The organism is Brucella tritici (assembly GCF_008932285.1).
In the GTDB taxonomy this organism is placed as follows: Bacteria; Pseudomonadota; Alphaproteobacteria; order Rhizobiales; family Rhizobiaceae; genus Brucella; species Brucella tritici.
This window is the reverse complement of the sequence record NZ_WBVY01000012.1, coordinates 15,632-41,861: the sequence shown is the minus strand read 5'-3', so window position 1 is coordinate 41,861 and position 26,230 is coordinate 15,632. Positions and strand designations below refer to the sequence as shown.

The window sequence follows — 26,230 nt, the reverse complement described above, 5'->3', positions numbered from 1 at the left end:
TCCGCCTGGCGAAGGATGGCAAGGATTTGTGGTTCGCTGAATCTGCTCGTCTTCATTAAAATCTCCTCGATCATATAGCCCGAGAAAATTCTACTTTTGAAGCCCGTTATTTGGTGGGGGGATTACCCAGATGTTCCCGCCGTCGAACGAATGCCACCAGAGCAGAAAAGCGCAGCGGTCCCATCACGGCTTTCAGAGTTGTCGACGCACAAGCAGGCGGAGCGGGATTCCGACGACCGCGAACGATAAGCGGTACATCTTCCGCGCAGAGATCTGGTCCGTTTGCTTCGGTGGGTGACATTTGGGCCGCCCCACCCGTTGGTTGATTGACGGACAAGCTGCGATAGCCCCTCCCCAATGCAACCGCTTCGCGGTCCTCCACTTCCGTTGCGGCCAATAGGTGCATGGGCTCGTCTCGGCTATCTCCGTTTTTTGCCGTCAACCAACGAATGGAGACGGCCATGAACAACGTCATCGACACCTATCAGCGCATTACCGACCTCATCATCGAGCAGCTGGAAGCCGGCACCAAGCCTTGGGTTCGCCCGTGGCATGGAAATACCCGCCCGAGCTCCATCATCCCCCGCCGATCCAGCGGCGAAACCTATCGCGGCATCAATGTTCTCATGCTCTGGATCGCGTCGCAGATGAACGGCTACGAACAAACCACCTGGATCACCTATCGTCAGGCGCAGGATCTCGGCGGTCAAGTCCGGAAGGGCGAACGTGGATCGCTTGTCGTCAAATTCGGCACCTTTACCCCCAAGGATCAGGACGCCGATGACGACCGTTCTATCCCTTATCTCAAGGGCTACACGGTATTCAACGTAGAGCAGATCGAGAACCTGCCTTCCGACTATTACAGCCCAGCCGAACCGATGCCGATGGCGCTCGTGCCTCACAATGAAACCGTCGAGATGTTTGTTCGCCAGACCGGAGCCGTCATTCACTACGGCGGCACGAAGGCTTGCTATCGTCCTGGACCTGACGACATTCTCATGCCCGACCGGGAGCGTTTTTTAAGCGATGTCCACCTGTACTCGTCGCTTCTGCACGAAATTGGTCATTGGTCAGGCGCAAAGCATCGTCTTGGTCGCGATCTGGCTGGCCGCTTCGGCACAAACGCTTACGCACTCGAAGAACTGGTGGCCGAACTGTCCGCAGCTTTCCTTTGCGCTGACCTGGGCGTGGCCCATGATCCTCGCGAAAACACAGCCGCTTATATCGAAAACTGGCTAGCCGTTCTGAAGTCCGATAAGCGCGCCATTATCACTGCAGCAGCCAAAGCACAGGCGGTTGCCGATTATCTCCATGAGATTGCAAGCGGGTGATCATGTGAGGCCGTTTACGCGATCATCTATTTCTCAGCCAGGCTCGAGCTCTTCGAGCTTGCATCAACTTGGTTCTGAAGTTCCGCCATTTTTTTTACCAACGACAGCAGATCGCGTGTCGTACTATGTGGGAGATCGCTGACAAGTTTTGCTAGCTCGACACGATCTTTGGCTTCTTGCTCGTTTTCACCCCAGAGATGAGGTGCTGCTGCGAAGAGCATATCGATTGGCATGAAACCCAATACTTCGCAGATGTGTATCATGCGCGTAACGTGCAGTTTTGAGAATGCACGTTCGTAACGACCATATACCGGTGTAGACAGCCCCATAAGTGGCGCAAAATCTGCCTGTTTAAGGCCAGCCTGTTCACGCGCTTCTCTTAGATATTTTGCAAGTCGTTGGTCTATTTCTTCAAACGTGCTGATACCCTCAAAGCCGCGACGTCTGTAGATGGGCTTATCGATTTCCGGATCATTGGTTTTCTCCAATGAATGTTCTGTTGCGAAATCAGCAGATTCGTTATTCACCGTCAAAACCCCTTAAACTCCATGCCGCCTAATTGAATAATATGAATTATTCTCGTTGGTTTGGCACTGTAGAGTTTGATGAAACGGAATTCATCACCAAACTTTTCTGCCCCACGGATGCAGAAAGCGACCTCTTACGGAAAAAAATGAACTAGAATATGTTGACTAACGTGTTTTCGCCGCGGCCATTCGCCAGTTCCCTGGTTTTCCCTCAAAGACTGCTTCGATCAACGCTGTGTCCTTCAGCCAACTGAGTGTAGCTGACAGTTCGCAAGCAATAGTTTGCTGTTTGATATGAATGCAGCGGATAACATTAGTGATGGAATCCTTGCCGTAGGCGGCATAATTCCAGTTGGAAAAGCGAAAGAGTTCTTCTTTGGCAATCTGGTTGGTCGGCCATTCGACTGAAACGGCGGGCGTGCTAACTTGACTGTTAGCGAATGAGTTGATTGGCTCAATCGTGTGGCCAAAGCCATTAGCAGCTAGATAAGGCGCTAAATATAGACCGACTCCGATCCCGACGGCCAAGCCTAGAAGAAAGCTACGACCAAGCACGGTCAGTATCCGTTTTCTGTTAGATACTGGTCGATGGCATCTCTAAGGATAACCGACATCTTAAGTCCGTTGTCGTGGGCTGCCTTTTCAAGTCGCCTTTTGGTGTCGTAATCAAGTGAGACATTTACAAAATGCTTACTTTCTCGTTCACGATTTCTACGAAGTTCACGTAAGCGATTTCGGGAATCTTCCCGCTGGTTTGCCTGTTGGGTATCGTTCGCCCTTCTTTCTTCTGGCGTGACGAATTGTGATTTAGGACGAGCTCTTCGCGTTTCCAGTTCCGTTGACGGCCCTGTAGTTTGCATTTGTGCGTTTTCCGCCGCTGGGAGCGCAGCAGCATTGGGGCCATTCTCCTCTTCTGCTGATGGGCGTCTGCGGGATGCGACAGGGAAGTCTGACAGTGTGACCTTGCTTTTAGCCATTCACCGTCTCCATTACATTCTGGTCCCTTAAATAGTCGAGCTCAGAAACAAACGCGTTGACTTCGGTTCTGGCCTTACAGATAGCATCCGTTAATTCCAACATTTGCAATGTTCCCCAGCCGCTGCGGATCTCGCGGTAACAGTTGCGCTCGATTAGCTCAGTTTCGAGCAACGTCGTATTGTAACCATGTTGGCTTAAATTTTCTACGAATGGACGGATGATGCGATATTCTTCAAGGTGGCGATTAACGATGTTGATGCGTGTTCGCACAACCGCCTGAGGAATTACACGTTGGTTGTGATCTGTTCGCGTGGCAATGGTTTCCGCGGCTTCGCCTGCTGCCTTTATTTCATCCTGTGCAGGCTGAATGGGCGTAATCACGATATCAGAATGATCTATTATCGTATCCATGACCACGCTATCGACGCCGGGAGCATCGATAATCACGGCGTCGTACTTTTCCGCGTGTGAAGACATAACCTGTTCGATTGAGCTCTGGCGAAGTGCGGTCGTCAGAGAAATCGATTCAGGTAAGTTGCCCTTCGCTTCACAGCGCTTCCACCACTCGGCCAGGTTCTGGCGGGGATCTGCATCGATGAGAAGGACCCGTTGACCTTGGAGTGCGAATTCACCTGCCGTCAAAATGACCGTGGTCGTTTTCCCCGCGCCGCCTTTGCCACTAACTGCTGAAAATCGAGCTGTCATGAATTCTCCTTCAAACGAAGAGAGCATGAACGTTTACCCACGTCCGGTTCAGGCCATATCAGACTAACGAGCATTTGGATCGAGTGGTGATCGTTAGTTATATGGACTGAGGAACAGACTACGATATTTTCACACGATGTGACAACACACTATATCCAATGGATCACACGGTGTGTTCACATCGCATAACCACATGACATCGTCGTGTGGTTGATCTCCCCAGTTCCTTTCTAGCTGATGATGAACCCCGGAGCCGCGCAAGAGCCGTCTGTGCCGCTCGCACGCAGTCCGGCAAGGGCGAAGAGCGAAGCCTCCCTTGCTGGCGAGTACGAGGGGTACACAAAGGCGAATAAAGCGGCCTGGAGGTGAACCCTGGTGAGCGAAGCGAGACCAATTTGGACGATCTTTAATGATTTCCTATTTATTTGGTTAGGCAGGATACGGAAAAATGTGCTACATTTTTTCCAATCAATCGCGAAACACGTCCGCGATTGATTATTGCTACTCTGTGCTGGAACTGTTGAAGCTTATGGATGAGGGAATTACCGATGGTGGGGTGGCAGTTAAAGCCAAGCCGCAAACCATTCATAGCCGCGTTTCGGCGGACGAATATGATGCAATCGATGTAGCCGCAAAGGCGGCTGACATGACGATGAGTGCATTTTTTAAAGCTGTATTCCTGCAAGGGGCAGGAGTGAAGCCAGTCTTTAATGACGAAGACCGGGCGCTTTTGTCTCTCATGCTAGAGGACATGCGTATGATTGGCGTCAATCTCAATCAGGTAGCCAGAGCTCTGAATAGTGGAAAATCGGTATCTGATAGCGAAATCCGCATGGTGGTCGGGGATGTGCAGAAGATGCAGATCGGCGTCCTCAGCGAGTTACGGCGCGTTACCAAGCGATCTGGATACAGGCATCGCAGCAAGGAATAGCAGTCGATGGAGTTTTTTCTCGGAGCCTTTGAGAGTGAATGGGAGCAGCATCGCGCGGCGCTGTTGCATGAGCTTTCTTTGGGTTCGAGTGCTGCGAGTGGCGCGGAAGAAGAGATGCGCCGAAGGCTGCGCGAACTGCAAATCGCAGGAGGTGCCACCGCAGCAGGTAGTGCTTCAGTGCCGAAAATGCGCACGGGATCCTCAAGGGCACGGAGTTTCCAGTTCTTTGGAAGTACGGCAAGCAAGCCAATTGCGGCGGCTAGGCCGATGGAAGCGCGTCTGGCCGCGGTCGCAGCAGGCAGTCAACCGTCCGTGGTAAAAATGGCATCGTACGGTGGCGGTGCACGGTTCGGCGCGATGGTCAATTACGTATCACGCAGCGGGGAAATACACGTCGAAAAGGAAAATGGTGAGCGCCTTCATGGTCGCGAGGATCTAGCCCGGTTGCGGGAAGATTGGGAGCCATTGTTTCAAAATCGTGCCGAGAGCAGGGATATTGGAACTTTCCATGTGACGATCGAAGCTACTGGTTTCGAAACAGAAGAAGCTTTGCACCAGCTCGTACGCGACAGCCTGGCGAGCGGATTAAGTAATCGCAGCTTCGCTTATGCAGTTTCGCAGCCATCACATGGAGTTTTGAAAGTTGACGGTCTGGTAGTCTTGCGCAGCGCAGAAGGGGAACGGTTGACCGGCGACCCGAAGGCGGCTGACATTATTCAGAGACGTTACAACGAAAGCGCGGTGTCCGAGCTGGCGAGGGCGCGGTTCCGTTTTACCGGGTATGGCAATGGCGTGGAATATGGCGCCGCCAAGCTGCGAAATCTGGTCGAGGATCATAAGGGAGAAGTTCGCGATGATAAGGGGCGCGATATCTCCGATACGCGTTCCGCCGGCGATCTGGTGCAAAAGCAGTGGCGTCGGGAGTTGCATAGCCGCAAGGGCAGGGATGTGATGCATGTCATCATGTCTGCTAAAGCTGGCACCAATGTTCAGGCTTTCGAAGGCGCTGTTCGGGATTTTCTGGCCGCTCAGTTCGAAGGACACCGCTACATATTTGCGATGCATGATCCGTTCAGCGATCCGAAGGAGATGGGGCAGGGCGGAAAGCGACCGCATATCCATGCCCATGCCATTATCGCTATGCGTTCGGATGCCGGTGATCGGGTAGAAACCTCGCCACAGGTTTTTCGCCAATGGCGCGAACTTATGGCTGAAAAGGCGCGCCAGCACGGAATCGCTATGGAAATGACGGACAGGCGCGAGTTTGCAAATGCTCCAGCCTACACGCGCAATCAGGTGCGGCCGGTTAATCGCGAGGGACGAACGGAACATGAGGGGACGAGTGCGGCGGCTCAGTCGCGTTATGATGCCAAGCGGTCAGGTCGGCGGAGCGTGGCGCGAAGCGTGCGCAGCCTTGAATATACCGTAAAGGTAACTCAGAGTTGGGAGAAAATTGCAATGGCAAGCGGCAATCATCAGATTGCCTCATACGCCATCCAGCAAAGAGATATAGTTGTATCAACCAGTTCGCATCAATCGGAAGCTAAAACTTCTAACATCGTTCATGCAGAATTCGGGTCACATTACCGCACCAATTTGGTAAAGTTGCAAAACATCATTTTGGAGGGTGAAAAAGTGCGCGAAATGTCGAGAAGCGATTTTGAGGCATATGAGAAAGAAGTTGAAACAGCTTTGTTCCGGCTTGGCCGCAATCTCGGACCGGAAGAGAAAGCCGATCTGGAACAGGTAGCGCAGTATACGCGCGAGCATGTCAATCTAATGCGCGAGCATATGGAACTGACTGAACAGCGTGGATTGACCGTTGAAACCCCATCTCGCGAAAGCGAGCAAGATAGCTCGTCAATGCAGATCGCTCGCGAAGCCGATTCCGAAATTGCCAAGCCAGCGCATGTTATCGTGGAAGCAGAGCAGGGTCAGCCATCGGCAGATAATGCTAACGAACCTCGTTCAAGCATTGATGACGAGGAGAAAGCAGCTGCAGCATCCTATCAGGCCGAAATGGATCGTTCATTCCCGGATGAGATCACGAGCCGATATTATATTCGTGAGGATCACGGGGGGACGCAGCGTGTCTTTGCCGATTCAAAGGGTGAGCGCGAAGTGTTCCAGGACAATGGAGAGAAGCTGCGCGCTAAATCGTTCGATGCTCAGGGCGTTCGGTTGATGATCGAAACAGCAGCGCATCGAGGCTGGACGAGCATCGAAATAACGGGGAGCAAGGAGTTCCGCCGTGAAACTTGGTTGGAGGGCCAGGCGCACGGTATTTCGGTCAAGGGCTATCAGCCGGCGGAACTGGATTGGCAAGATCTGGCGCGTCGCGAGCAGTCCTACTTGCGCAATGAAATTGTTCCGATCGAGGGCAGGGCGCTGGATGCGGCTCACCGGGATCAGGAGCAATCTGCAGGATCGGATCAGTCGAGCAAGGTCGATAGAGAGCCACAGAATGCAGATAATTCTGGAACGTCCCACTCCAAGACCGTCGACTATAAGGAGGGTGTGCAGGGCATCCTCGTTGAGACAGGCGAAAAGCCTTATCAGGATAATGAAAAAAATGAGCCTTCGCCATTTGTCGTTATTGAAACGGCCAATGGCAATCGCACGGTATGGGGTGTCGGATTACCGGATGCGTTGCATCGCGCCGGCGCTGAAATCGGCGATGAAGTTCATTTGCGGTCCACTGGGACGGAACGCGTTTTGAAAACTGTCATTCAGGAAGTCGACGGTCAGAAGCAGCGTGTCGAGCAAATGGTCGATCGCCGGGCATGGGAAGCGAACGTGCTTGAAGAGCGGGATCGGACAGATGGAAAAGTTGAAGGTTCCAAACAGCTCGACAATCAGGTTAATTTGGAAGTGAAGGGCGTTGTTCGCGATGGAGAAACCATGCGCACCGATCCACCTCAGCAACAAGTTCTGCGATTGCAGGAACTAGAACAAGAGCAGCAGCAAAAGAAGGAACGCGACGAACACGAGCGTTAAAGGACGATGCGACACGATTATATTTATAATTCACCTCCCGATCCGAAGGCCGACGACGCTTTTGCAAAATTCTTTGCGGTTCTGTTCTGGCTCGTGCTTGGACTGGTTGCAATCGTGTATGTTGCTACTGTCATTCAAGGTTGGTTTAATGCCGCCTTCGCATGGATAACTGATACCATCAGTTTCCTTGGAGGATTCTTGCCGTTTTGACGGCAAGGAGAATTAAAAATCAGCCGGGCGCTTTTGCGCCCCGGCTTTTTCGTAAGGGTTAGGCCATCAGACTCATAAACAAGGAGCGAGGCGCGTTGCACCATAGCGAGAAAGTTGGCGGCGAGCAGACCGATCCGGATCGGGAATCCTTGCGCGTCAACGACGACGTGTATCTTGGTTGTCAGCCCGCCGCGCGATCGACAGATGGGTAGCAGCGGCTTGATTACGCGGCATTCAAAGTCTGTCAGGTCATATCGGCTCATGCTGAGCCCTGAATCAGAATCGGGCGCGATATGAAAGCATCAAAGCAGTCAGTCAGCAGACGACCTTAATCCCAGCCGTTCGGGGAGTTTTCGTCGGCGCCTGAAACCCGCCATTCATCCGAGAGACACGAACGGCGGAATGGGGGCTCTTGCCGACCATCGGGTTCTGAGCATCCTCGGTGAACAGCTGCCGATTGTGAAACGAAGAGAACTAACTCTTCTCGCACTGGACAACGCGTCGCTGAAATGTAATGTCAATCCAAAGGGTAACGCTAATCGCGTAAAATGGGGGGCGATGTGGCGCTGGGGCCGACAGCGAACGAAATCTCAGTGCGAGAAGTACTTGCGAAGTTCAGCGTCGAATTCGCCTCAATGGCGCGTGCGGTGGAGAATGGTGAATTCGCGCTGTGGGTCGGTTCTGGAATCTCGCGGCAGGCTCCTAATCTTGGCAACTTGATCGAACAAGCTTTCGATTATATCCGCGCGAAGGCGATTAATCCGGCAACTGCGGCAGCCTATTTGCCCGCGTTCGAAGAAGCACTCGATCTTGCGGAAATCAAACCGGACAATGTCCAGGCGCAGTACCCACAGCCATTGGCGGCGTGGCCCGAACACGACGCAATCATCGAGCGCCTGTGGACAAAATATTCGCGCGTGCTCGACATTCGTATCCCTGGCACCGAGCCCGATTTTGTACTCTGGGATGCCATAAATATCCGAAAGGCATTCGAAAACCCGGCCGCTCCAGCCGCTGAGCATCTGTGCATTGCGGTTTTAATCCTTGAAGGAGCAGTACAAGCGATAGCCTCAGCCAATTGGGATGGCTTCATCGAGGCAGCGGTCGAACGGCTGAGCGGTGGTGTTCAGGGCGTGCTGCAAGTCGTCGTCGATCCTGATCAGCTGCGGGGACCCGCCGGACGCGCCCGACTGCTGAAATTCCACGGGTGCATTGTGCATGCCACGCGTGAGCCGGCAGTCTTTCGTCGGTTTCTGACTGGTAGTTACCCTCAGATAATGGGTTGGCCGGAAGCGGCAGAGTTCGCAGCAATGTGCAACGCAGTCGTTGGGCTTGCGACAACCCAAAAGACCTTGGTGCTGGGACTCTCGATCCAGGACAACAATCTTCAAACCCTTTTTGCGCGGGCGCGGGCCATACACGCATGGCCATGGCCATGCGCGCCCGCTTCAGCGGCTCATATCTTCTGCGAGGATAGAATCCAACAAGGGCAGCGTGACGTCCTCCGCTTGTCTTACGGGGACGCCTACAATGGCGATCCGGCTGCCGTTCATGCGGCCACGCTGTTGCGCGCGTGGGGCGAAAAGGTACTCATCGCGCTGGTGTTGAAGCTCCTTACGGACAAGCTCGCCATCTTAATGCAACTTGGCTTGGCGCCTTTGGGCAAAGCGCACATTGCTGTCGCACTTGCGCCCTTGCTGGAAACGCTTCGAGACGACATCGCCGGCCTAGCTGTCCCCGCTCCTGGGACCAAGAACAGGACCGCTTTCGTAAACCAAGCCATCGCGCTTTGGTCGCGAATGCTTTCGCTCTTCCGATCAGGTGCTCTGCCTTCCAACCCGGAGGCCTATGAAACGCTCTCCAGTTCGACACCTAATCTCCTCGCGGCCGACCAAAACGCTCAAAGCATGGGTTTTGGATGCCTTGGGATTGCCTTGTCGCTTCTGGAAAATGGGCGTCAAGCTGGGTTATGGGAGCTGCGCGGGCCTGTCTCGGACGCCCTGACGTCAGGGGCCCTTACCGCTCGCGCCCTGCGTCCAGACGGTGTCGACCGCCCATTCTTTGTGGTAAAATCGGCGACCGAAGCGATTGGCCTGAAGAGTCGCGGAGCTTTCGCGAATGACAATGCAATCGTCGTCCATGCCGACAACGCCTGGCATCAAATGGCAGGGGGTGGTGTAACTGCGCGGCGAGTTCGCTCCGCACCCGGGCGAACCGGACAGATTGGAGAAACGCATGTCAGCCTTGGCAATCTACTCGCGCGCTGTGACGATCCCGCGACGCTCCAGCGAGAATTCGTCGCGGAGATGATGTTATGAGCAACTCGCCCCTCATTCATGTTGTCCAAGAGCGCCTCCGAGATGCCGGATACAGCGACCTGCCGACGCCATTCAAAGTTGCGGGCGTCGAGTTTGCTTTCACCGGTGCTATGCGCGGACGCGACGGTCGGGCGCTGGACCTCGTGCTTCTGGTCGACACGACAACTGGAGACTATGGCGACCGCGACGGCGACCGTGTTCGCCAACGCTTGGAAGCCTTGAGCCGAGCGCTCGACGTCACCGGCTCGCGCTATGTCGTGACCGCGATTCTCGCTGGCGCTTTATTGGCGGAAGGGATCGAGGCTCTGTCGGAGACATGCCGAGTGCTCCAGGTCGAAGGCATTAGCCTCGACGATAAAGGAAAGCCTTCAGACGACGATGCCAAACGCCAACTCGATGATCGAATCCGAGTGCTTCTTCCCCTTACTCTGCCCCTCCCCATGGTTGAAGCTCAGAACGGCAGCGGCCCCGCTATGGATCAGCTCGTGCGTGCGCTTCCGGCAGACTCCGACACCTCCCTCCTTGATGCATTGATTAACGCATCCAGTGGAGGGGAGCAGGCAGTGACCGATGCGGTTGCGCTGGCAATTAACAGTGCGTTTCAGCCCGAACCGGAAGAGGACCAATCGTGAGCGACCTCGTCCTTAGAAGCCTCGATATCAGCAACTTCCGCAGCATTCGGGGGAAAATCCATGCGCCACTCGACGCCAAGGTGGTTCTCGTCCATGGCGAAAATGGCGCGGGAAAGACGAGCCTTCTGTCAGCCATTGAATTAGCACTTACCGGAATGGTTCAGTCGCTGGAGCGTGCGGACCCTGGATATGAGAAGCAGTTGCTGCATCGTTCGGCGTCCGAAGGCCGCGTCTTACTCAAGGCTTTGGCGGGCACCACAGAACAGAACTTCAGCGTAATACTAAGTGGAACTGGTCCGCGGTCGGTGAGCGCGCTTGACGAGCAGCGAGCCGCCTTTTTCCGGGAGCGGGTATTTTTGCCGCAAGCCCTGCTCGGCCAGTTGCTGCAGATCTATCAGGATGCAGGCAACGATGCGGAATCGCCTCTGGCGCAGTTCGTGACCAAACTGCTCGGCCTTGATCGGCTGGACGCTCTGGAGGCTGGGCTGAAACCTCTGGCGGATGTGCGTAACGTCCGCAAGATCATTGATGGCTGGGCGGGAGCCGAGAACGAACAATTTCGGCTGGACCGACTTCTCACCGATGAACGCACAATGCGCGAGGAGTTAAGCGAGCAAATCCAGAACACGATGGGCGACCTTACGGCGCTCTGCTCCGCGCTTCAGCTTCCAACTGAGGTGCGGGAGGATACGCTAGCCAACGTGGCGGCCGCTCTTTCGGAAAGCAGTGATATTGACGCGTTCGCACGCCTGACTGATCAGCAGCGGAGACTCGCCTCGATCCGACGCGAAATCGACGCGGCACAAAGCGCGACTCTGTCCAGTGCCGTTGTCACCCCGTCCGGATCGGAGGCTGCCCGCGCAGCGTTTGCACGCTGGGAAGCCGATTACGGCACGCGCATCACCAATGTGCGCGGTCGTATTGAGGCCTTCCTACCCGCTATCGCGTTGCCAAGCGAACCGGAACGGTTTGCTGAGGTGGCGCTAGCAGGCCTGCACACCGAAAAAAAGCAGCTGAGTGATCGCACGTCACAAGCCCGTGCCGACATAACACGGTACGCTCTAGCGCAGGATGAGCGAGATGTTACGCTGCGCCAACGCGATACAATCGATCAAGAACTCGCTCGCTTGCCGAGCAGTGCGGGTAGTCTTGGGGCCGCATTGGCGGAATTGACGTCGTTCATTACTGACGACGTCTGCCCGGTATGCGATCGAGATTTCAGAGAGCGAGGCGAAGGGTCGCTCAGCGACCATGTTCACGACAAGGTAAGAACACTATCCGCTTCGGCGGAGAGGTTACTCACCTTAGGGCGGACCCGTAGTGAGGTTCAGGTTACGGCTGAACGTCTGGCACGTGAGATCGAGACCATTGGATCTCGAAAACTTGACGAAGAAACTTTGGCCAACCTCGATCGGCGAACGGCTTCTACAGATGGGCTCATAACCGAACTTGAAAGCCTGCATGATGCGCTACACGAGGGAGCGCAATTGCGTGCGGCCGATGTAGCCGCGCGACGCGCGGTAAGCGAAGCTCAGTCGCGCAATGTTGCGCTTGCGGCCGCACGTGATACGTTGAGCGACTTTGCCCGTTCGATAGGAACGCCTGGGCTTGAGGAGGATGAATCATTCGAAGCTGCCGTCGTGCGGCTGGAAAGCATATTGGCAGCCGGCGCGACGAACTTTGAACATCGACTTGCCATGCGGCGCAAGGGCGCTGATCACGTCGCCACAATCCGTACGGCAATCTCCCGCCGCGGGGAGGTCGACCAGCGGATTGCGGCAGACCTCGCGTCCTGGCAACACGCGGATCAGGCGTTGTCACGGGCCCAGGTCCTCCGCGATCAGGGCAACGCAATTCGGAGCGCCGTCGACACAGTGCGCTCTGCCATAATTCGACGCGAGTTTAACGACCGGCTCAATCGCGTGTGGCGTGACCTATTTGTGCGGCTCGCGCCGGGAGAGCCCTTCGTTCCCGCATTCAGAATCCCCCAATCGTCTACCCAGAAACTTCAGCCCAAGTTAATCACCGAGCATCGGGACGGCGGCGAGGCTGGCGGAACTCCTGGTGCGATGTTGAGCGCGGGCAATCTCAATACCGGTGCATTGACTCTATTCACGGCACTTCATCTCTCAGTGCCCAAAGAGCTCCCCTGGCTGATCCTCGACGATCCGGTACAATCGATGGATGACGTCCATATCGCTCATTTTGCCGCATTGCTTAGAACACTATCCAAGGAGCATGGACGGCAGGTGATGATTGCTGTGCATGACCGACAACTCTTTGAGTATCTCAAACTCGAGCTCAGCCCTGCGTTTTCGAATGACAGCCTGCTGACCCTTGAACTATCGCGGGGCCCTCGGAGGGACACCGTCTGCATCTCGAAGCGGTTTTCATACAAAGAAGAGACGGTGTTGCTCTCGGCGGCATGACTGGTCGCCACTCTACGTCCACTTTCGCGAACAGTCAGATAATCAATGAACGACATGAATGAAGGCGCATCCCTGCCGAAGTTCGGCGGGCAATTGAACGACAGCTTTTCCAGCTTATGCGGTCAGCAGCGGACAGACAGAAAGCCACCCCATCTCAGTCGTTCGCGTTTATGGGTTCACGGGCTAGTTGGAAATGGTCATCAGCCCAATATCCTCTGGGTCCGGGACAGTAGCGTTGAATATGTCGAGATAACTTTTCCGCTTTCGAGGGGATGTGCCAGAAGCATCAACTTTCTCGTTGACAGCCTTCAATAATCGTTCTGCGCTCGGTTTAAGTTTCGCTTCGACTTCTTCTATCCGATCATCGATATAACCCGGTGGGATTGCTGATTTCTTGTCTATGCCAGTTGATGGCAATTTGACGTTCAGATTGACCGTCCTGGTATTTTCTTGGTTCCCGTCACCAGATTCAGGAATCGACGGGGAGGCGGTTATGCTGGCTTTCGGCCGAGTTTTCTCATCTGACTGAGGACTGTAGGGCAGGGGGCTAATTGTCTGCTCAGCGGCCCGTTGCCCGTCTTGCGCGTATTCGCTCGTGAGTGCTGGAACCGGCCTATGGGGCAAATATTCAATCGTCGGCACATCAGGAACGTGCGATTGCGAATAAGCTTCAGCAGATTTGAAGGGTTGGGTGTTGAAAAATCGCAGCTTGTCGCCATAGATCGGTCGTTGACCTTCGACGAGCAAGATCATCTTACTTTCTGGCATTTGCCGCACTTCTTGCGGCATCATCAAATCGCGTTCCCGGATTTGCTCAACTTTTGTGCGCCGAGGTAAACCGAGAATTTCAATGGTACGGGATTCCGACTTGTAGCGGATGGTTCTTTTTCCGAGTGCCCGGGATGCATATTCCGCTGTCGCCTGGTCGTTGGCACCTAGCACCAGCTGATAACCACAGTTGCCGAGAAGGGAGTGACGCGAAGTCTCGCCATAAATCTCGTCGAGATTCTTGAGATCCTGAATGATGATAGCAAGCTTGATATTATAACCAGCCACATAGGGAAGCTTCGTCATAATCTCATCCATCTTTTTAAGCTGCCGAAATTCATCCAGCAAAAAATAGACAGGAAGCGAATTGGGATCGTGTTCGAGTGTCAGAATATTCGTGACTTGCTGCACGAACAAAGTGAGAAGTGGGCGCAAGATTGTAATGTCGGTAATATTAGGTGCTAAATAAATAGAGATAGGCCGCCGTTTCATGGCGGCGATATCCATGTCGGTTACTTCTGTCGCGGCTACAATACGTTCATTTCGGAAGGGTCTAAGCGCGTTCTGGATATCCAGCAGCGCGGATGCCGCCGCCCGCTCTGACAATGCAAGAAATGCGTTAAAGCTTTCGACCGTATATTTTGAAAGGTTCGGCTCTTTTTCCTTGATGAACTTGATCTGCGCCTGAAGATCAACGCCACTGTTCACGAAGGAAACGACTTCGCCGAGGTTGCGCCGTCCGTGATAATAGGGGCTCTCCAGAACATAGCTTATAATTCCGGCTACGACCTGTTGAGCCAAGCCCTGCCAAACTGAGTTTTCAGAGCCAACATTTTCGGGAACCAGAATGCTGGCGATATTCTGAATATCCGTTGTGCGATTGCCGCGCTCGGGTCGCACAAAATCTAGAGGATTATAACGATTTGTCCTCTCCGAGCCGGGAGCAAAGAGGAAGACCTGACTGCCATTCTTCTTGCGATATCCGGCTGTCGCCTTGAAAATTTCGCCCTTCAAGTCGGATACGATCATTGAACCTTCATGCATGAGGGCGTTTGGAATGACATAGCCCGCTCCCTTACCCGATCGTGTAGGACCGATAATCAGATGATGGCGACTGTCTGCCGCTCGCAGCACATTGCGGCCGAACCGCCCGAATATGTGCCCTGTCTTTCGGAACCACTTGCCGCGACGAAGGCCCATGACGTCCTGAAAAGCAGCATCCCCTAAGGGATTTTCGTGAGCCTTAAGACCGAGATGGCCCGCAAATACGGCGGCGGCGATGGCAGGTAAAAAGGCACCGATGGCAACTCGTTGCAGAGTTGAGTTGGACGCGTAGGCCCAGACTTGCTGAAGCGGCGCAAAAGGATTTTCGGTGATGGTGATATTCAAAATTCGGCTGTCTTTATAGACTACCCCGAGTACGACCCCATAAGCTAAGGTCCAGACAAGGAAGGCTATGCCGGCACAAAATGTCAGATAGACCGCTTTGTAACCCTTGCTCATGGCTCCTCATTTCGTGCAAAAAATATCTCCGATACGCCACGTTTTCCGCCGTCGCGACGCAACTGGATGACGATGGGGATGACCATCCGGATATACGACATGAGATCATGCTTCGAGTATCCGCCAGATAGCCCCGCTTGTTGCATCATCATGGCGAGCTGTTCATAGGCACCTTGCGGCGTATCGGCATGAATCGTCGACATAGAACCCGGATGACCAGTATTAATGGCGCGAAGAAATGCAAAAGCTTCAGCGCCGCGTATCTCGCCAACGAATAGACGATCAGGCCGCATACGAAGCGATGATTCAAGCAAGTGCTGAATTGTGACGTCAGCGGTGCCCTGCCCGCCTTTCGAAGCTACCAGATGAACGCGGTTTTCTTGGATGGGAAACAGTTCGCGGGTGTCTTCCAGCGTGATAATCCGTTCCTTCGGATGGACCGATTTCAGGCAGGCATTCAGAAAGGTTGTCTTCCCCGATGATGTGCCGCCGCTGATCAGCATCGACACTCGTTGCGTGATTGCTGTGTTGATGAAATCGAAAATTCTGTTCTGCTTCAGATATTCGATGAGCACACGATCAATGTCGCTCAGTCCGCCAACAGCAACAGAAACTTTATCCAGTGAACCGCTATCTCTGTATTCCTCCAAGCTAAAATTGCTAAAGACCTGCTTGCGGATCGATATGGATCCGCCCTCCGGTGAAGCGGGTGGAAGAACGATCTGAATACGCTCACCAGTTGGTAACGCAGCGCTTAAGATGGGCGCGGATTTACTGATGAACTGGTCGGTTGCTCCGGCGACGCGTTCACCGATATTCTGAATCTCAACTGCTGAGAGTGCATGAACCTCATGTAACTCCATATGATCAGCACCAAGTCGCTCAACATAGACATGACCTGGTTTATTGACCGAGATTTCAACGACCTTTGGATCGTTGAGAAATGGCCGCAGTGGCTCAAGTGCCCGATCCAGAAAGTAATATCTGCTTTGTATGGTCGTTGTCGCTCTACTTATCCCTGCGTTCACGTTGAATTTCCTTCATCGCCTCTGTTACGGGATCGTCGTACAGCTCTGAGAAATCGAGGTACTGACGCACGAATATGAAAATGCGTTCGCCTTGATGGACGCTGATTGTCGGTTTGATGCGCAAGTTCTCGCTCAGAGCGGTATTTGCCATTTGAGAGAAAGTGTCGGCGATCGTCTGGCGGGCTAGTTCTTCTCCGCGTTTCGCATCATCATTGTTACGACCGAAGGCTTCACCGCTACCAAAACCTGTCAGATAGCTTGCACCGGCGCCGACTACGGACAACATGATGGAGGCACCGAACCGTTCACGCCATTTTTTATCGACGATGCCGGTGAGACCCGAACGACCCAAGCTGTCAGTTCCAACGGAGTTCAGGCGCACGCTTACACCATCATCACGCAGTAAGCGGGTCCAGACAACAAAAACGCGGGTCTGGCCTGTCATTACGTCGCTTTGATATTCACCTATGAGTCGAGTGCCGGTCGGAATCAAAATGCGACGACCATCAAAACTGTAGACGTCCTCTGACGTAATGGCGCGAACCTGGCCTGGCAGATCGCTTACAATCGAGGTTTCGAGAATACCGGGTATCATCGTTCCTTCCGGCACAACCGCGTCGATACGCTTGATTTTCGTAGCCTTGGCATTTCGGTCGGCCATTGCCGAGGCCGTCGCCAGAAACTTGCTGTTTCTGTCTTCACCAGCAACAGTCGGTGTTCCCTCGCCACTATCGCCACCAAGACCGCCATTCGCTCCGCCAGATCTCGCTTGATCCATCTGAATCAGCTTCGATTTGAACCGGTCTGGAAATTCTTCAACAATTTCCGGCGCGGATGCCTGAGCGGGTTCGTTCACAGCGACCGTCGGGGGAGGAGGGGGAGGAACATTAAATGTCGTGGTGTCGACTTGCTCCGGCTCTGGTGGCGGTGGAGGCGGTGGAATGTTGATGATATTTGGCTCGGGTGCGGCAGGGGGCTGATCCTGATCGCGCACGAAAGACGGCGGTCTGAACGACGTCGTGCTAAACTCCTCGTCACTGCGCACGAGATCGCGCGGCTTCTCCGAGGGCTGTTTGAGAACAAAATAAGCCATAGCTACACCGGCCAGCAGAAATACGGCCATCGCAGCCGTTTGGTTCCGCTTTGCATTCTTGTTGCTGACACCGGAGTCATCAGCCGCCGCCAGTGCTTCCAATTCGGGAGACTGTTTCATCAGTTGCCGCTCCTTCTTCTCTTGGTTGCCGCATGATCAGGTGCGGGACCCATGATGTCAGGATCGGGTGCGCCAAAATCCGGCTTTCTAAGATTGAAGATGCAGATCCACTGATTACCATCGCGGAGGGTGTATTGTCTTGCCGTTCCATCTACGACCAGATATTCGCCTTCCTTGCGGAAGTTTCGCAATGTCTCGGAAAAATCACTGTTTACTGCGAAAATTGCAGGTGTCCGACCGGTGAATTTGAAGAAGGTCTTCTTGCCGTCATCGAAGACCATCGACGGCTTCAGTTTCGTATCTCCGGTAAAGGAATAGTCGATGTTGACATTAGCCTTATCGATCTTGGAAATATTCGGATTGGCAGCACGATATTCGGCCTCTTTGCGCATCGCTGCATTCAGATCCTTTTCAGGATAGATGAAGCGCACGCCAAAGACCTTCTTGCCAGCATCTGGTGCGTAGTCGTGCAGCTCCAGAAAATAGATGCGCTTGGTCGTGACAACGTTCATGTTGGTGACGACATTCTTGGCCGTCGGCTTAACGAAGAGGATGTTTCCTTTTTCGGTTGGAGCAACCTGCCAGCTCTCTGTGTCGCCAAGCGAAATGGTCTCAAACTTTTCATCCTCATCGAAGATGATCATTGTCGATATGCCGTACGTCGCAGAGATTTTGACGACATTGTTGGGCTGATAGACGACACTGGTCACACGTGAATCCAGCGAGCCAGCCCTAGGCGTCTGGGCAGCGTGGGCATGCGAAATGAGGACGGTCGAGAACGCCGCCGCAAGAAGGAAGCGGTTTCTCATCCCTTGCTCCCTTCCGTGACGGTTTCCTGATCCCGCCTGTAATTGTAAACCTGGAAGCCGAGAGGATTTTCAAACCGCCATTCGTTCGTGGCTGGTTCGTCCGTATAGCGATAGCGCACGACTGCAATATAGTGTCTGGTGATCGCATCGGTATCGGACTTTTCAGTCGTTGAAAAACGGACAAGAGCGGTGGAATCGTTGGGGAACGTGACAGACTTCACATCGACAAGCACCCGCTTGTTTTTCCCGTATACCTTGGCCGGGTTCTTCGGGTTGGCAGCGCTGTATTGTTCCTGCAATTCGCGAGCGGCATCACCTGTCGATAACAGTGCTGCCGTGCCGAAGTTTGTATCAATCGCGTAAGGATCGTAGCCTTCACGTGTCCTAATATACCGAACGACGTTGGCTTGGGTAATTGCGCGTGAATCCGTCAGATTTTGCGCTTTTGTCAGCCCGCTTTTGGTTTCGATGTAGCCCGTAGCCTTGTCTACGACGACAATCACAGGCTCGAACGACTTTAACGGAACCAGCATAACGAGCGCGAGCAACGCGAAAAGCGCGACGAGCCCGAATATGATGGTTACGAACCATGCCACGGCCTTTGAACGTTTTGCTTTCCGGACGATTTCGTTCTCCCAACGATCACCGTCCTGAAAATAACTTCTCAATGCAGCTTCTTTGGAATCAGTCATGATCTAGCCCTTTACCTCTTATGAACCTGCAGCATCAGCGAGGCAGGCTGTTGCTGCTTATTCGGTTTTGCATTGCTTCTTTTGCGCCCTGGCTTGTCGGGGAAATCGAACCACCACCGCCGCCACCGCCAAAACGATTGTAAAGCGACCTTCCGCCGCGATAGCTCGCACCGATCCCCTTGAAGCCAGCTCGCGCAATCTGCATTGGAGCGGTGACACCGGTCATGCGAACAAGCCGTGTTGCGGCGGCGCCGATACCAACGGCCAATCCTCCTGCAATGCCCTGAGCGAGGACCTGGATGTTCAAAAGGACAAATGCCCCGGCAAAACAAAGCAGAAGGAAGGCTGAAATATCACTGAGTGTAAGGCGTCGCTCCGTGGCGGCAGCGGATACCTTCGTCAGTTCAGGGTCCATTGCAGCGATAAGGAAGGCGGCGACGACAAATACGAATAACGGGATCAGTGCATATAGAAGAACTTGTTGGAACCACGCCTGCCCGAGACTGCGCGATTGTTCAAACAACATGCAGGCGATGAAGATGGGTGCGGTTCCGATCAGTACCCATAACATCACCTTCGCAAGAACGAGTATTGCGAGAGCAACGGCGATAAAGATTGCCACGCAGGCCATTATGAGAAAGCCGATCATCGACGGCAAAATGGTAAAATAGCCTGACTGCTCAGCAAAGGCCGAAGCTGCCTGATTGGCGGTCTGCCAAATCATGGAAAGACCGTTTGTCGGTTCGGTAATTCCTGTTTTGGTGGCCGTCAAGATAGCGCGACCAACATCTTCAGGAGTATTGTTCAGCCACTTGTAGAAAAAATCGTTGAAGTAACCCCAGTTGCTGATCAATGCCAGAATGAAGACCATGCGGAATACGCGAGTAACAATTTCGGCCACGCTGATACGCGAAGTCCCCATTATTACTTGGATACCGTAATATCCAACATAGGCGACGAACATCACCTTGAGCAGCGGCGTGATTTCAGAGCCGATAATATTGTAAGCCTGCGAAGAAAAATTCTCGCCGGACTTATCAATTCTCTCCAAAAGATCGCTCAAGAAATCATGCATAGCGGCCCCCGACTATTCCGACGCTATCGAATTGATTGCAGCAATGGCGGTCGCTGGATCGCCATTGATAAAGGCCATAGGTCCGCAGTCGTGCCGAATGTCTTCGGCAAAAGACGTGAGATTTGCTGGACGTTTGCACGGAGCAGTCTTTTCCTTGACCGTTCCGCAGCCGGCAACACCGGCTGCGATGGCGGTGAGGATAAAGAACTTCAGGAAGATGTTTGCGATATTAGTTTGCACTGTACGTCAACACCTTCTTGGAATTGGAAATGTCGGTGAGGCGGCGCTGATTATCAGTCTGCAACGACGACACGGCACCGTTCATGACGCCGATCAGTTCATTGATGGTCAGCCCTGCTTGGACTTGCAGCTGCGTGTTCTGGTCGATGGAACCTTTAATGTCCTTTGCCTGACCGATACTCTGCCCGGCCTGTTCAAAAGCGCTTCGGCGCGTCGTTACCGCCTGTTGCGAGCCATTTACGAGTGCGGCGACACCAAGCACAGTGTTGACCATCTGTTCATATGACTTGTCTCCACTGAAGCTGCTATTTGCTTGTCCCGACAAGTTCTTAACGAGCTGAAGCCCGTTGATGAAAGTGGATGCCACTTTGGCGATGTCACCGCCCATGCTACCAAAATTTGGCACTCCGCCGGACATAAGGCTGTCAAAAGAGGGCATTGACGATACGCTGAAGCCATTTCCGACGGCCAGGTTTTGCATCTGGTTGGCATCGCCGCCGCGATCACCGGTAACGGCCTTCAATGTCTCCTCGACCGTTGTCAGGATTTCCTTGTTTGTCCCGAGGATTTTGTCAGTCGTGACGGAGGTTTGTTTTGCCACTTCATAATTGGCAGCATCGATGACCGGGACACCACCTGCATAAGCCGCCGTGGGAGCGAACGATGCCGAAGCTACGGCAATCGCTGACGCCGAAATGATCAGTCGTTTCATAATAATCTCCCTTATTGAGGATCGAGGTTAAGTTTGATGTTCGCCTCGCGTTCACGCTGCTGAACGCAAGCCTTTTCTTCCGGATTCCATTCGAGGCCGGTACGGGGATCACAAACGCCGGTCGTTTCTCGGGGCTTGTCGTCTTTCTTCTTGGACGCAGACGATTGTGATGCGCCAGAAATGCCACTGGCTGAAACTGCATTGCGGCTGTTGAGCAGGTCGGCCATTGAATTGCCGAGGACAATCACCTGGTTGACCATTTCGAGGTTCGCATTTCGCGCGCCGGCGTTGTGATCCCAACTGTCTTGAATTGTGCCGGATTGCATACCGCCGAGCTGCGTGAGCCATGAAGCGACGTTGGCGGTACTTTCCTGGGTTGCCTGCGTCGTTGCCATCGCATTGATGGTCGAATCCCGCATACCGGAATATGCTGTATCGCCACCGCCGTAGTTCATGGGCAGGTCCTTTGATCCGCCGAACGCCGGTGTCCATTTCTGCGTGATATTCCGGACGTACCCCTGCGTTTCCTTAAACGGGGGAATGCCGCCGTATTTTTTAACGTTGCCAGCGCCAGCATTGTACGCTGCAAGAGCGAGGTTGGCGTTGCCGTTGAAGCGCTTGAGCTGCTGTTTGAGATAACGAGCACCACCGCGCAGGTTCTGTTCAATGTTATGGGGATCTACGCCCAACTCTTTAGCGGTATCAGGCATCAACTGAGCCAAACCGATAGCTCCCACGCCCGATTTCGCGCATGGATTAAAGCGGCTTTCCTGATAAACGAGCCCTAGAAACAGATTCTCGTCTACACCCTCTTCGCGCGCCACTCGTTTGACCAACCCGGAAATTTCCTGATTGGCTTTGGCGGCTGCAACGGGATCGTCCTTGCGCCCCGGTCGGTAGACGGCACATGTTACGCTCTTGTTGAGGGAGAACCGGTCTTTATCCGTCTTCTCGATCTCGGACGTTTTTTGATCACGAACCGTTCTTTCGGACAAATTCGACCCGTCAATGACAGGAACGCCACCAGCCAATGCTGACAAAGGCATGGTCGCTGACGCCAAAAATATGCATAGAGCAGTTTTCTTATGCATCATTCCTCTCCCATCCGCAGAATTCAGCCAACCAGTTTTCAGGCTCATCGCCATATCGTTCCCGCAGCGCAGCACATTCTTCGACGGTCTCTTTTCGACCCGACAGCACTTTGACGAGATCAGGCATTTTCGAGAGATCCAGACGGGCAATGACTGAGTCATTCCCGTGCTTGACGAGAAACGTGCGCTTTTCAGGCGGAGTGTTTTTGATGAAATTGAATTCTTTAACCGTCAGGCCAAAGCGTTTGATGTAGCTCTCTTCGTCAGCGCGCGGGTTCGGGAAATGAATATTCGTGGCCGATTGCTCAATAAGGGTGTGAGACGCCTTTGCTTTGGCAATATCCGCTGCCGACTGAGTTCCGAAACCTACAATTCCGTTGAGCTTACGGATGGTTTTCATCTTATCGATGATGAAATGACTGAACGTTTCATCCATAAGCAGCTGCCAGCCTTCGTCCATGAAGAACATGACAGGCTCGCCGTTCAGAAGCTCATCGAGACGGTGATAAAGGTACATCAGTGCGGGGGTTCGGATATCCTCGTTGCCGAGGATGCTGGTCATATCGAAACCGAAGACACTACGCCCGGAGAATGACAGCACATCGTGCTGCGCATTGAACAGCCATGCTTTTTCGCCATCGATCCAAGGACGCAACCTTGACGCCAGGTCGTTCGCATCTGCCCGCGATCTGCCTACCAAGAGGCCCGAAAGGTTTGGTAAGTTGCGCTGAGCTGCCGGCTCTTCCATGATACGGGCAATTGCGCGTTCCAGCGTGTCTGCGTCCTCCTGGCTGAAGTCGCGTTGATCGCTAGATCGCAACATTGATTTCAAAAGGCGAAGCAGAAAATCACGATTGGGGCCGGTGTTTTCCAGCTGAAGCGGATTGAAACCCGTCGGTGTTCCCGGCGAGAGGACTTCGTAAGCTCCCCCCATGGCACGCACGAAAATCTCGGCACCTCTATCCTTGTCAAAGAAGACTGCTTTAGGGGTAGGGCTGATGCGCATCGCCTGCGCCAGCAGGAATGTCAGGGCGACGGTCTTACCGGAGCCAGTCGGGCCAGTGACAAGGAAGTGACCAATATCGCGACGATGAAAGTTGAACCAGTATGGGGTTTGCGAGGTGGTCTCTAGTATCGTGATCGGCAAACCCCAATGAAGATTGTCCGATTGACCGGTCGCGAAATTGTGCATTGATGAAAGGCCGGAGAAATTTGCCGAAGACAGCATGGCCTTTCGCGCACGATAGCTATGGTTGCCGGGCAATTGTGCCCAGAAGGACGCTTCAAGGTTCACGTCCTCGCGCAGCCAGTTGATGTTCATGTCGGTCAGGCAGCTACCAAGCTCGGAAACTGCTCTGCTCAAACCTTCAAGGTCGCGAGACAGGCAAAGCAAAGAGAAGTGGTGAATGCCAAAAACAGCCTCTTGATTCATGAGACTGTTAAGCGCGAAGTCGATATCGCTTTCGACTGCACTTCCGGACTCATCCGACGCGGCAATCTGGCGCTGAAGCCGGGTGATACGCTCCAGCGCAATCGGTTTGTCGGAAATTGTGAAGCTTTGCGTCAGAATGAACTCATGATTCACCTGCAACAGTCCATCCAGCATTCCGGGACCGGTGTATGGCGGATATTCTTTGATAGAGAGCATCGCGCCATAACGATTGTCCTCATCGGTGGCGGCTTGCGTTTGCATCGCTCGCTTACCGAAATGTAGGCGTGACGTTCCGACGTAATTTCGAATGCCCATCCGGGGAAGGCGCATTTTGCGCGGCACGCCGCAGTTTATAATGGTATTTATGAACTCGCATGGTTCGGAATAGGGCTCCCCATCGCAATATGTTATCCCGAGCTCGCGCGCACCATATTTCTGCAGCTCGCGCGCCATGTTGGAAACGAGCTCTTCGAGTTCGGTCACGGTTTCACGCGTTTGCTGATCTCGAACCTCAGCGCCTCCAGAACGTGTGAATGCACGACTTACTATATCGCTGAGGCCGAGTGCGCCACGCATATGAGTTCGCACGATCGAGAAATAAATTTCATTGGCGAACATGCGCTTATGGCGTAACTGGCTCATATAGCGGTTATTCAGCTGTTCGCAGAACGCATCATCGAATGCGCCGCCGATTTCCGAGTCAACCTGTCTGCGTATTACTGTCGACCAGACAGAAAAGCGGCTCGATCCAAGCGCACGAATGATCGTACTCTGAACATTCGAGCGCATATTGAGTTCGGCTTGATCTTCGGTTTGGAAAAAGAGGCCGTCGAGTTTGATGACCGACAAGAGTGCGCCGTTTTCCAAGCCGATCACTGTATCCGACATATGCCTCAGATATGGGATATGCGAAGCCATAGGCCGCTCATTATGAGCGACCTTGCTAAATCCGAGTTCTTCTCTGACGACTTTCAACATTAGCTAAGGTCCGTACGAATTTGTTCCCCAGAAGGACTTGTTGCGTGTGCGAGGCGTTTTGCGCGCGGTGACTTCAAGCACATCGAGAATTTTGTTGTCCCAAGCGCAAAGGGAGAACAGCACCGCATAGCTGATCGGGGCCAGGAGCAGGGTCCAGAACGACTTGCTGACCAGCCATGCTATGATTGTGATGCCGATAACGACGACCACTGCCATATACGGGACACCCCACATGGTGGGAGATCGAGTTAACCCGATTACCAACGGTGTCAGCTGCGGCTTTACATCCTCGTACTCAGCCATCGCTAGTTTCCAACCGTGCTAATCAGCTCGTCGACGATTGATGGAGCACCGAAAACAAGACCGATTCCGAGGATCACACCGCCCGCAAGAAACCAGGACAGTCGGCCAGCAAATGCGAGGAAACCGAGCGCCATAACAGCGATGATCGCAAACAGACGACCAATAGGGCCGCTAATGAAATCAACGATAGCTTGAAATACTGTCTGAACCGGCGCGAAGGCACCATTAACGCCACCTGACTGTGCAAACGCCAAATCCGCCCCGACAATTTGCGCAGCAGCCAGCAAACCAAGGCAGACTGCCAGCTTTGAAGCGCTGATATGCCAAACCTTATTCTGTTCGTTGATCATCCTTCTCTCCTTTAAAAATGCATCACGCCACCAACGAAGGTGCCGGTTTTCTTGACTGCAATGACCCCGGATTGAGTTTCGCTCGCCATGATCGGCGAGGATCTGCGACCGCTCGCAACGAGCTTCTTTTTCGGCGCTGGCATGGTTACGCCAAGCTGGTAATTGACGACTTTTGCGACGTATCCGACGGTTTCCCTGAAAGGTGGAACGCCGCCGTACTCATAGATGCGGCCTTCGCCTGCGTTATAGGCAGCGGCAACAAGCAGGGGGTTTTGGAACTCGTCCAAAAGCACCCGGAGATACTTAACGCCGCCTTCAATATTTGACGCCGGATCACAGACGTCGCGGACGCCGAAGCGCTCAGCGGTTCCCGGCATGAGCTGCATCGGCCCGCGTGCGCCTTTGTCTGAATTGCGGGAACGATCGAACTGGCTTTCTGCCCAGGTGATGGCGGTAGCAAACAGAGCATCGACTTGATGTCGGCGAGCGGCCTGTTCGACCAGTGTTTTGATTTCCTCTGGTGATAGCGGGGACGGGCCGCATTCGGGAGTGGATACAGCGGCCTGCTTAGTAAAACGCAAATCACCTAAACGGGCAGATTCATCCTGAAGAGAGATAGCCGGATTGGTAATACTAGCGAGAGAGCCAGTGGCTATAACGGCGCTGGAGACGTTGCCAATATGGTTATTCGTATTAGTGCCATTGCCGCTTTTATTTTCCGCAGAAACGATGCCATCGGAACCCACGACAAATTCTTTGCTTTTGCTTGTCCAGCGGCGGTTGAATACGGTCAAATCCGAGCGTGATCCGGATGCGTCGTGAGTTGCGGCCTCGGCGTCGCCATCTTGCGCGAAAGGCGCAATTGCGCCTCTTTCTTCTGCGCAAGTGGCGGCAATCCCGAACGGGATGAACAATGTGGCGCTTAACAATAGCGCTTTGATTGAAAGCCTCTCCATTCTAGCCCTTTAGCTCCTGTCG

At 53.6% G+C, this 26,230-nt stretch carries 24 protein-coding genes and 1 pseudogene; 7 read left to right on the top strand and 18 right to left on the bottom strand.

Translation table 11 applies throughout. The annotated features are described in order from the left end of the window. Positions 1 to 461 precede the first annotated feature (461 nt). Entirely contained in the window at positions 462 to 1,331 is an 870-nt protein-coding gene (locus F9K94_RS23805; protein ID WP_151649006.1) for an ArdC family protein, read from the top strand. 26 nt (positions 1,332 to 1,357) lie between these two features. Here F9K94_RS23805 and F9K94_RS23800 read toward each other — a convergent pair whose 3' ends face one another. The 4 genes from F9K94_RS23800 to F9K94_RS23785 form a co-directional block, all read right to left on the bottom strand. Beyond that, positions 1,358 to 1,858, bottom strand: coding sequence for a helix-turn-helix domain-containing protein (locus F9K94_RS23800; protein WP_151610586.1), 501 nt, complete (start codon positions 1,856 to 1,858; stop codon positions 1,358 to 1,360). Between the two features lie 165 nt (positions 1,859 to 2,023). Then, on the bottom strand, positions 2,024 to 2,413 hold the full coding sequence (locus F9K94_RS23795; RefSeq protein ID WP_105545506.1) for a hypothetical protein: 390 nt from the start codon (positions 2,411 to 2,413) through the stop codon (positions 2,024 to 2,026). Positions 2,414 to 2,415: 2 nt separating this feature from the next. Further along, positions 2,416 to 2,835: a ribbon-helix-helix protein, CopG family gene (locus tag F9K94_RS23790; RefSeq protein ID WP_105545507.1), complete on the bottom strand. Its 420-nt coding sequence runs from the start codon at positions 2,833 to 2,835 to the stop codon at positions 2,416 to 2,418. Next, entirely contained in the window at positions 2,828 to 3,541 is a 714-nt protein-coding gene (locus tag F9K94_RS23785) for a ParA family protein (RefSeq protein ID WP_151610587.1), read from the bottom strand. Before F9K94_RS23785 ends, F9K94_RS23790 begins: the two co-directional genes overlap by 8 nt. Before the next feature lie 448 nt (positions 3,542 to 3,989). On the opposite strand from F9K94_RS23785, the gene F9K94_RS23780 reads away from it, so the two are divergent. From F9K94_RS23780 to F9K94_RS24985, 3 genes and pseudogenes are all read left to right on the top strand, one after another. Continuing rightward, complete coding sequence (locus F9K94_RS23780; protein ID WP_151610588.1) at positions 3,990 to 4,472, top strand: plasmid mobilization protein; 483 nt, start codon at positions 3,990 to 3,992, stop codon at positions 4,470 to 4,472. Positions 4,473 to 4,478: 6 nt separating this feature from the next. Next, a pseudogene (locus F9K94_RS24990) lies at positions 4,479 to 5,648 on the top strand (LPD7 domain-containing protein); the annotation flags it as partial. A 282-nt stretch (positions 5,649 to 5,930) separates the two neighbouring features. Next, positions 5,931 to 7,469, top strand: a complete 1,539-nt coding sequence (locus tag F9K94_RS24985; RefSeq protein ID WP_407922071.1) for an LPD7 domain-containing protein — start codon at positions 5,931 to 5,933, stop codon at positions 7,467 to 7,469. Between the two features lie 134 nt (positions 7,470 to 7,603). Here F9K94_RS24985 and F9K94_RS24980 read toward each other — a convergent pair whose 3' ends face one another. Continuing rightward, complete coding sequence (locus F9K94_RS24980; protein ID WP_151610590.1) at positions 7,604 to 7,942, bottom strand: hypothetical protein; 339 nt, start codon at positions 7,940 to 7,942, stop codon at positions 7,604 to 7,606. 297 nt (positions 7,943 to 8,239) lie between these two features. Here F9K94_RS24980 and F9K94_RS23765 point away from each other — a divergent pair, with 297 nt between their 5' ends. The 3 genes from F9K94_RS23765 to F9K94_RS23755 are packed head-to-tail and all read left to right on the top strand — an operon-like array spanning position 8,240 to position 13,058. Next, positions 8,240 to 9,997 carry an SIR2 family protein gene (locus F9K94_RS23765; protein ID WP_192799579.1) on the top strand — a complete coding sequence of 586 codons (1,758 nt, stop codon included), beginning with the start codon at positions 8,240 to 8,242 and terminating at the stop codon, positions 9,995 to 9,997. After that, a complete protein-coding gene (locus F9K94_RS23760; protein WP_151610592.1) occupies positions 9,994 to 10,629 on the top strand; it encodes a hypothetical protein in 636 nt (211 codons plus the stop codon). The genes F9K94_RS23765 and F9K94_RS23760 overlap by 4 nt, the downstream gene beginning before the upstream one ends. Further along, positions 10,626 to 13,058: an AAA family ATPase gene (locus F9K94_RS23755; RefSeq protein WP_192799578.1), complete on the top strand. Its 2,433-nt coding sequence runs from the start codon at positions 10,626 to 10,628 to the stop codon at positions 13,056 to 13,058. Before F9K94_RS23760 ends, F9K94_RS23755 begins: the two co-directional genes overlap by 4 nt. 183 nt (positions 13,059 to 13,241) lie before the next feature. On the opposite strand, the gene F9K94_RS23750 is transcribed toward F9K94_RS23755, so the two are convergent. The 13 genes from F9K94_RS23750 to F9K94_RS23690 are packed head-to-tail and all read right to left on the bottom strand — an operon-like array spanning position 13,242 to position 26,208. Next, entirely contained in the window at positions 13,242 to 15,329 is a 2,088-nt protein-coding gene (locus F9K94_RS23750) for a type IV secretory system conjugative DNA transfer family protein (RefSeq protein WP_151610594.1), read from the bottom strand. Then, positions 15,326 to 16,357 carry a P-type DNA transfer ATPase VirB11 gene (gene virB11 / locus F9K94_RS23745; protein WP_151610595.1) on the bottom strand — a complete coding sequence of 344 codons (1,032 nt, stop codon included), beginning with the start codon at positions 16,355 to 16,357 and terminating at the stop codon, positions 15,326 to 15,328. The genes F9K94_RS23750 and virB11 overlap by 4 nt, the downstream gene beginning before the upstream one ends. After that, positions 16,338 to 17,570 carry a type IV secretion system protein VirB10 gene (gene virB10, locus F9K94_RS23740; RefSeq protein ID WP_151610596.1) on the bottom strand — a complete coding sequence of 411 codons (1,233 nt, stop codon included), beginning with the start codon at positions 17,568 to 17,570 and terminating at the stop codon, positions 16,338 to 16,340. The genes virB11 and virB10 overlap by 20 nt, the downstream gene beginning before the upstream one ends. Beyond that, a complete protein-coding gene (gene virB9, locus F9K94_RS23735) occupies positions 17,570 to 18,379 on the bottom strand; it encodes a P-type conjugative transfer protein VirB9 (protein ID WP_151610597.1) in 810 nt (269 codons plus the stop codon). Before virB9 ends, virB10 begins: the two co-directional genes overlap by 1 nt. After that, positions 18,376 to 19,071, bottom strand: coding sequence for a virB8 family protein (locus F9K94_RS23730; protein ID WP_151610598.1), 696 nt, complete (start codon positions 19,069 to 19,071; stop codon positions 18,376 to 18,378). Before F9K94_RS23730 ends, virB9 begins: the two co-directional genes overlap by 4 nt. A gap of 34 nt (positions 19,072 to 19,105) precedes the next feature. Continuing rightward, positions 19,106 to 20,146, bottom strand: coding sequence for a type IV secretion system protein (locus tag F9K94_RS23725; RefSeq protein WP_151610599.1), 1,041 nt, complete (start codon positions 20,144 to 20,146; stop codon positions 19,106 to 19,108). A 12-nt stretch (positions 20,147 to 20,158) separates the two neighbouring features. Continuing rightward, a complete protein-coding gene (locus F9K94_RS23720) occupies positions 20,159 to 20,386 on the bottom strand; it encodes a hypothetical protein (RefSeq protein ID WP_231771635.1) in 228 nt (75 codons plus the stop codon). Beyond that, entirely contained in the window at positions 20,376 to 21,098 is a 723-nt protein-coding gene (locus F9K94_RS23715) for a type IV secretion system protein (RefSeq protein ID WP_151610600.1), read from the bottom strand. Before F9K94_RS23715 ends, F9K94_RS23720 begins: the two co-directional genes overlap by 11 nt. Positions 21,099 to 21,109: 11 nt before the next feature. Then, entirely contained in the window at positions 21,110 to 22,189 is a 1,080-nt protein-coding gene (locus tag F9K94_RS23710; RefSeq protein ID WP_373418774.1) for a lytic transglycosylase domain-containing protein, read from the bottom strand. Further along, the gene (locus F9K94_RS23705; protein ID WP_151610602.1) at positions 22,182 to 24,599 is read right to left on the bottom strand and encodes a VirB4 family type IV secretion/conjugal transfer ATPase; all 2,418 of its coding nucleotides are present in this window, start codon (positions 24,597 to 24,599) and stop codon (positions 22,182 to 22,184) included. Before F9K94_RS23705 ends, F9K94_RS23710 begins: the two co-directional genes overlap by 8 nt. Before the next feature lie 3 nt (positions 24,600 to 24,602). After that, positions 24,603 to 24,902 (bottom strand): type IV secretion system protein VirB3, encoded by a 300-nt coding sequence (locus F9K94_RS23700; protein ID WP_094544258.1) that lies wholly within the window; start codon positions 24,900 to 24,902, stop codon positions 24,603 to 24,605. A 2-nt stretch (positions 24,903 to 24,904) separates the two neighbouring features. Continuing rightward, positions 24,905 to 25,252: a TrbC/VirB2 family protein gene (locus tag F9K94_RS23695; protein WP_105545309.1), complete on the bottom strand. Its 348-nt coding sequence runs from the start codon at positions 25,250 to 25,252 to the stop codon at positions 24,905 to 24,907. Positions 25,253 to 25,263: 11 nt separating this feature from the next. Continuing rightward, positions 25,264 to 26,208: a lytic transglycosylase domain-containing protein gene (locus tag F9K94_RS23690; protein ID WP_151610603.1), complete on the bottom strand. Its 945-nt coding sequence runs from the start codon at positions 26,206 to 26,208 to the stop codon at positions 25,264 to 25,266. Positions 26,209 to 26,230: the final 22 nt, after the last annotated feature.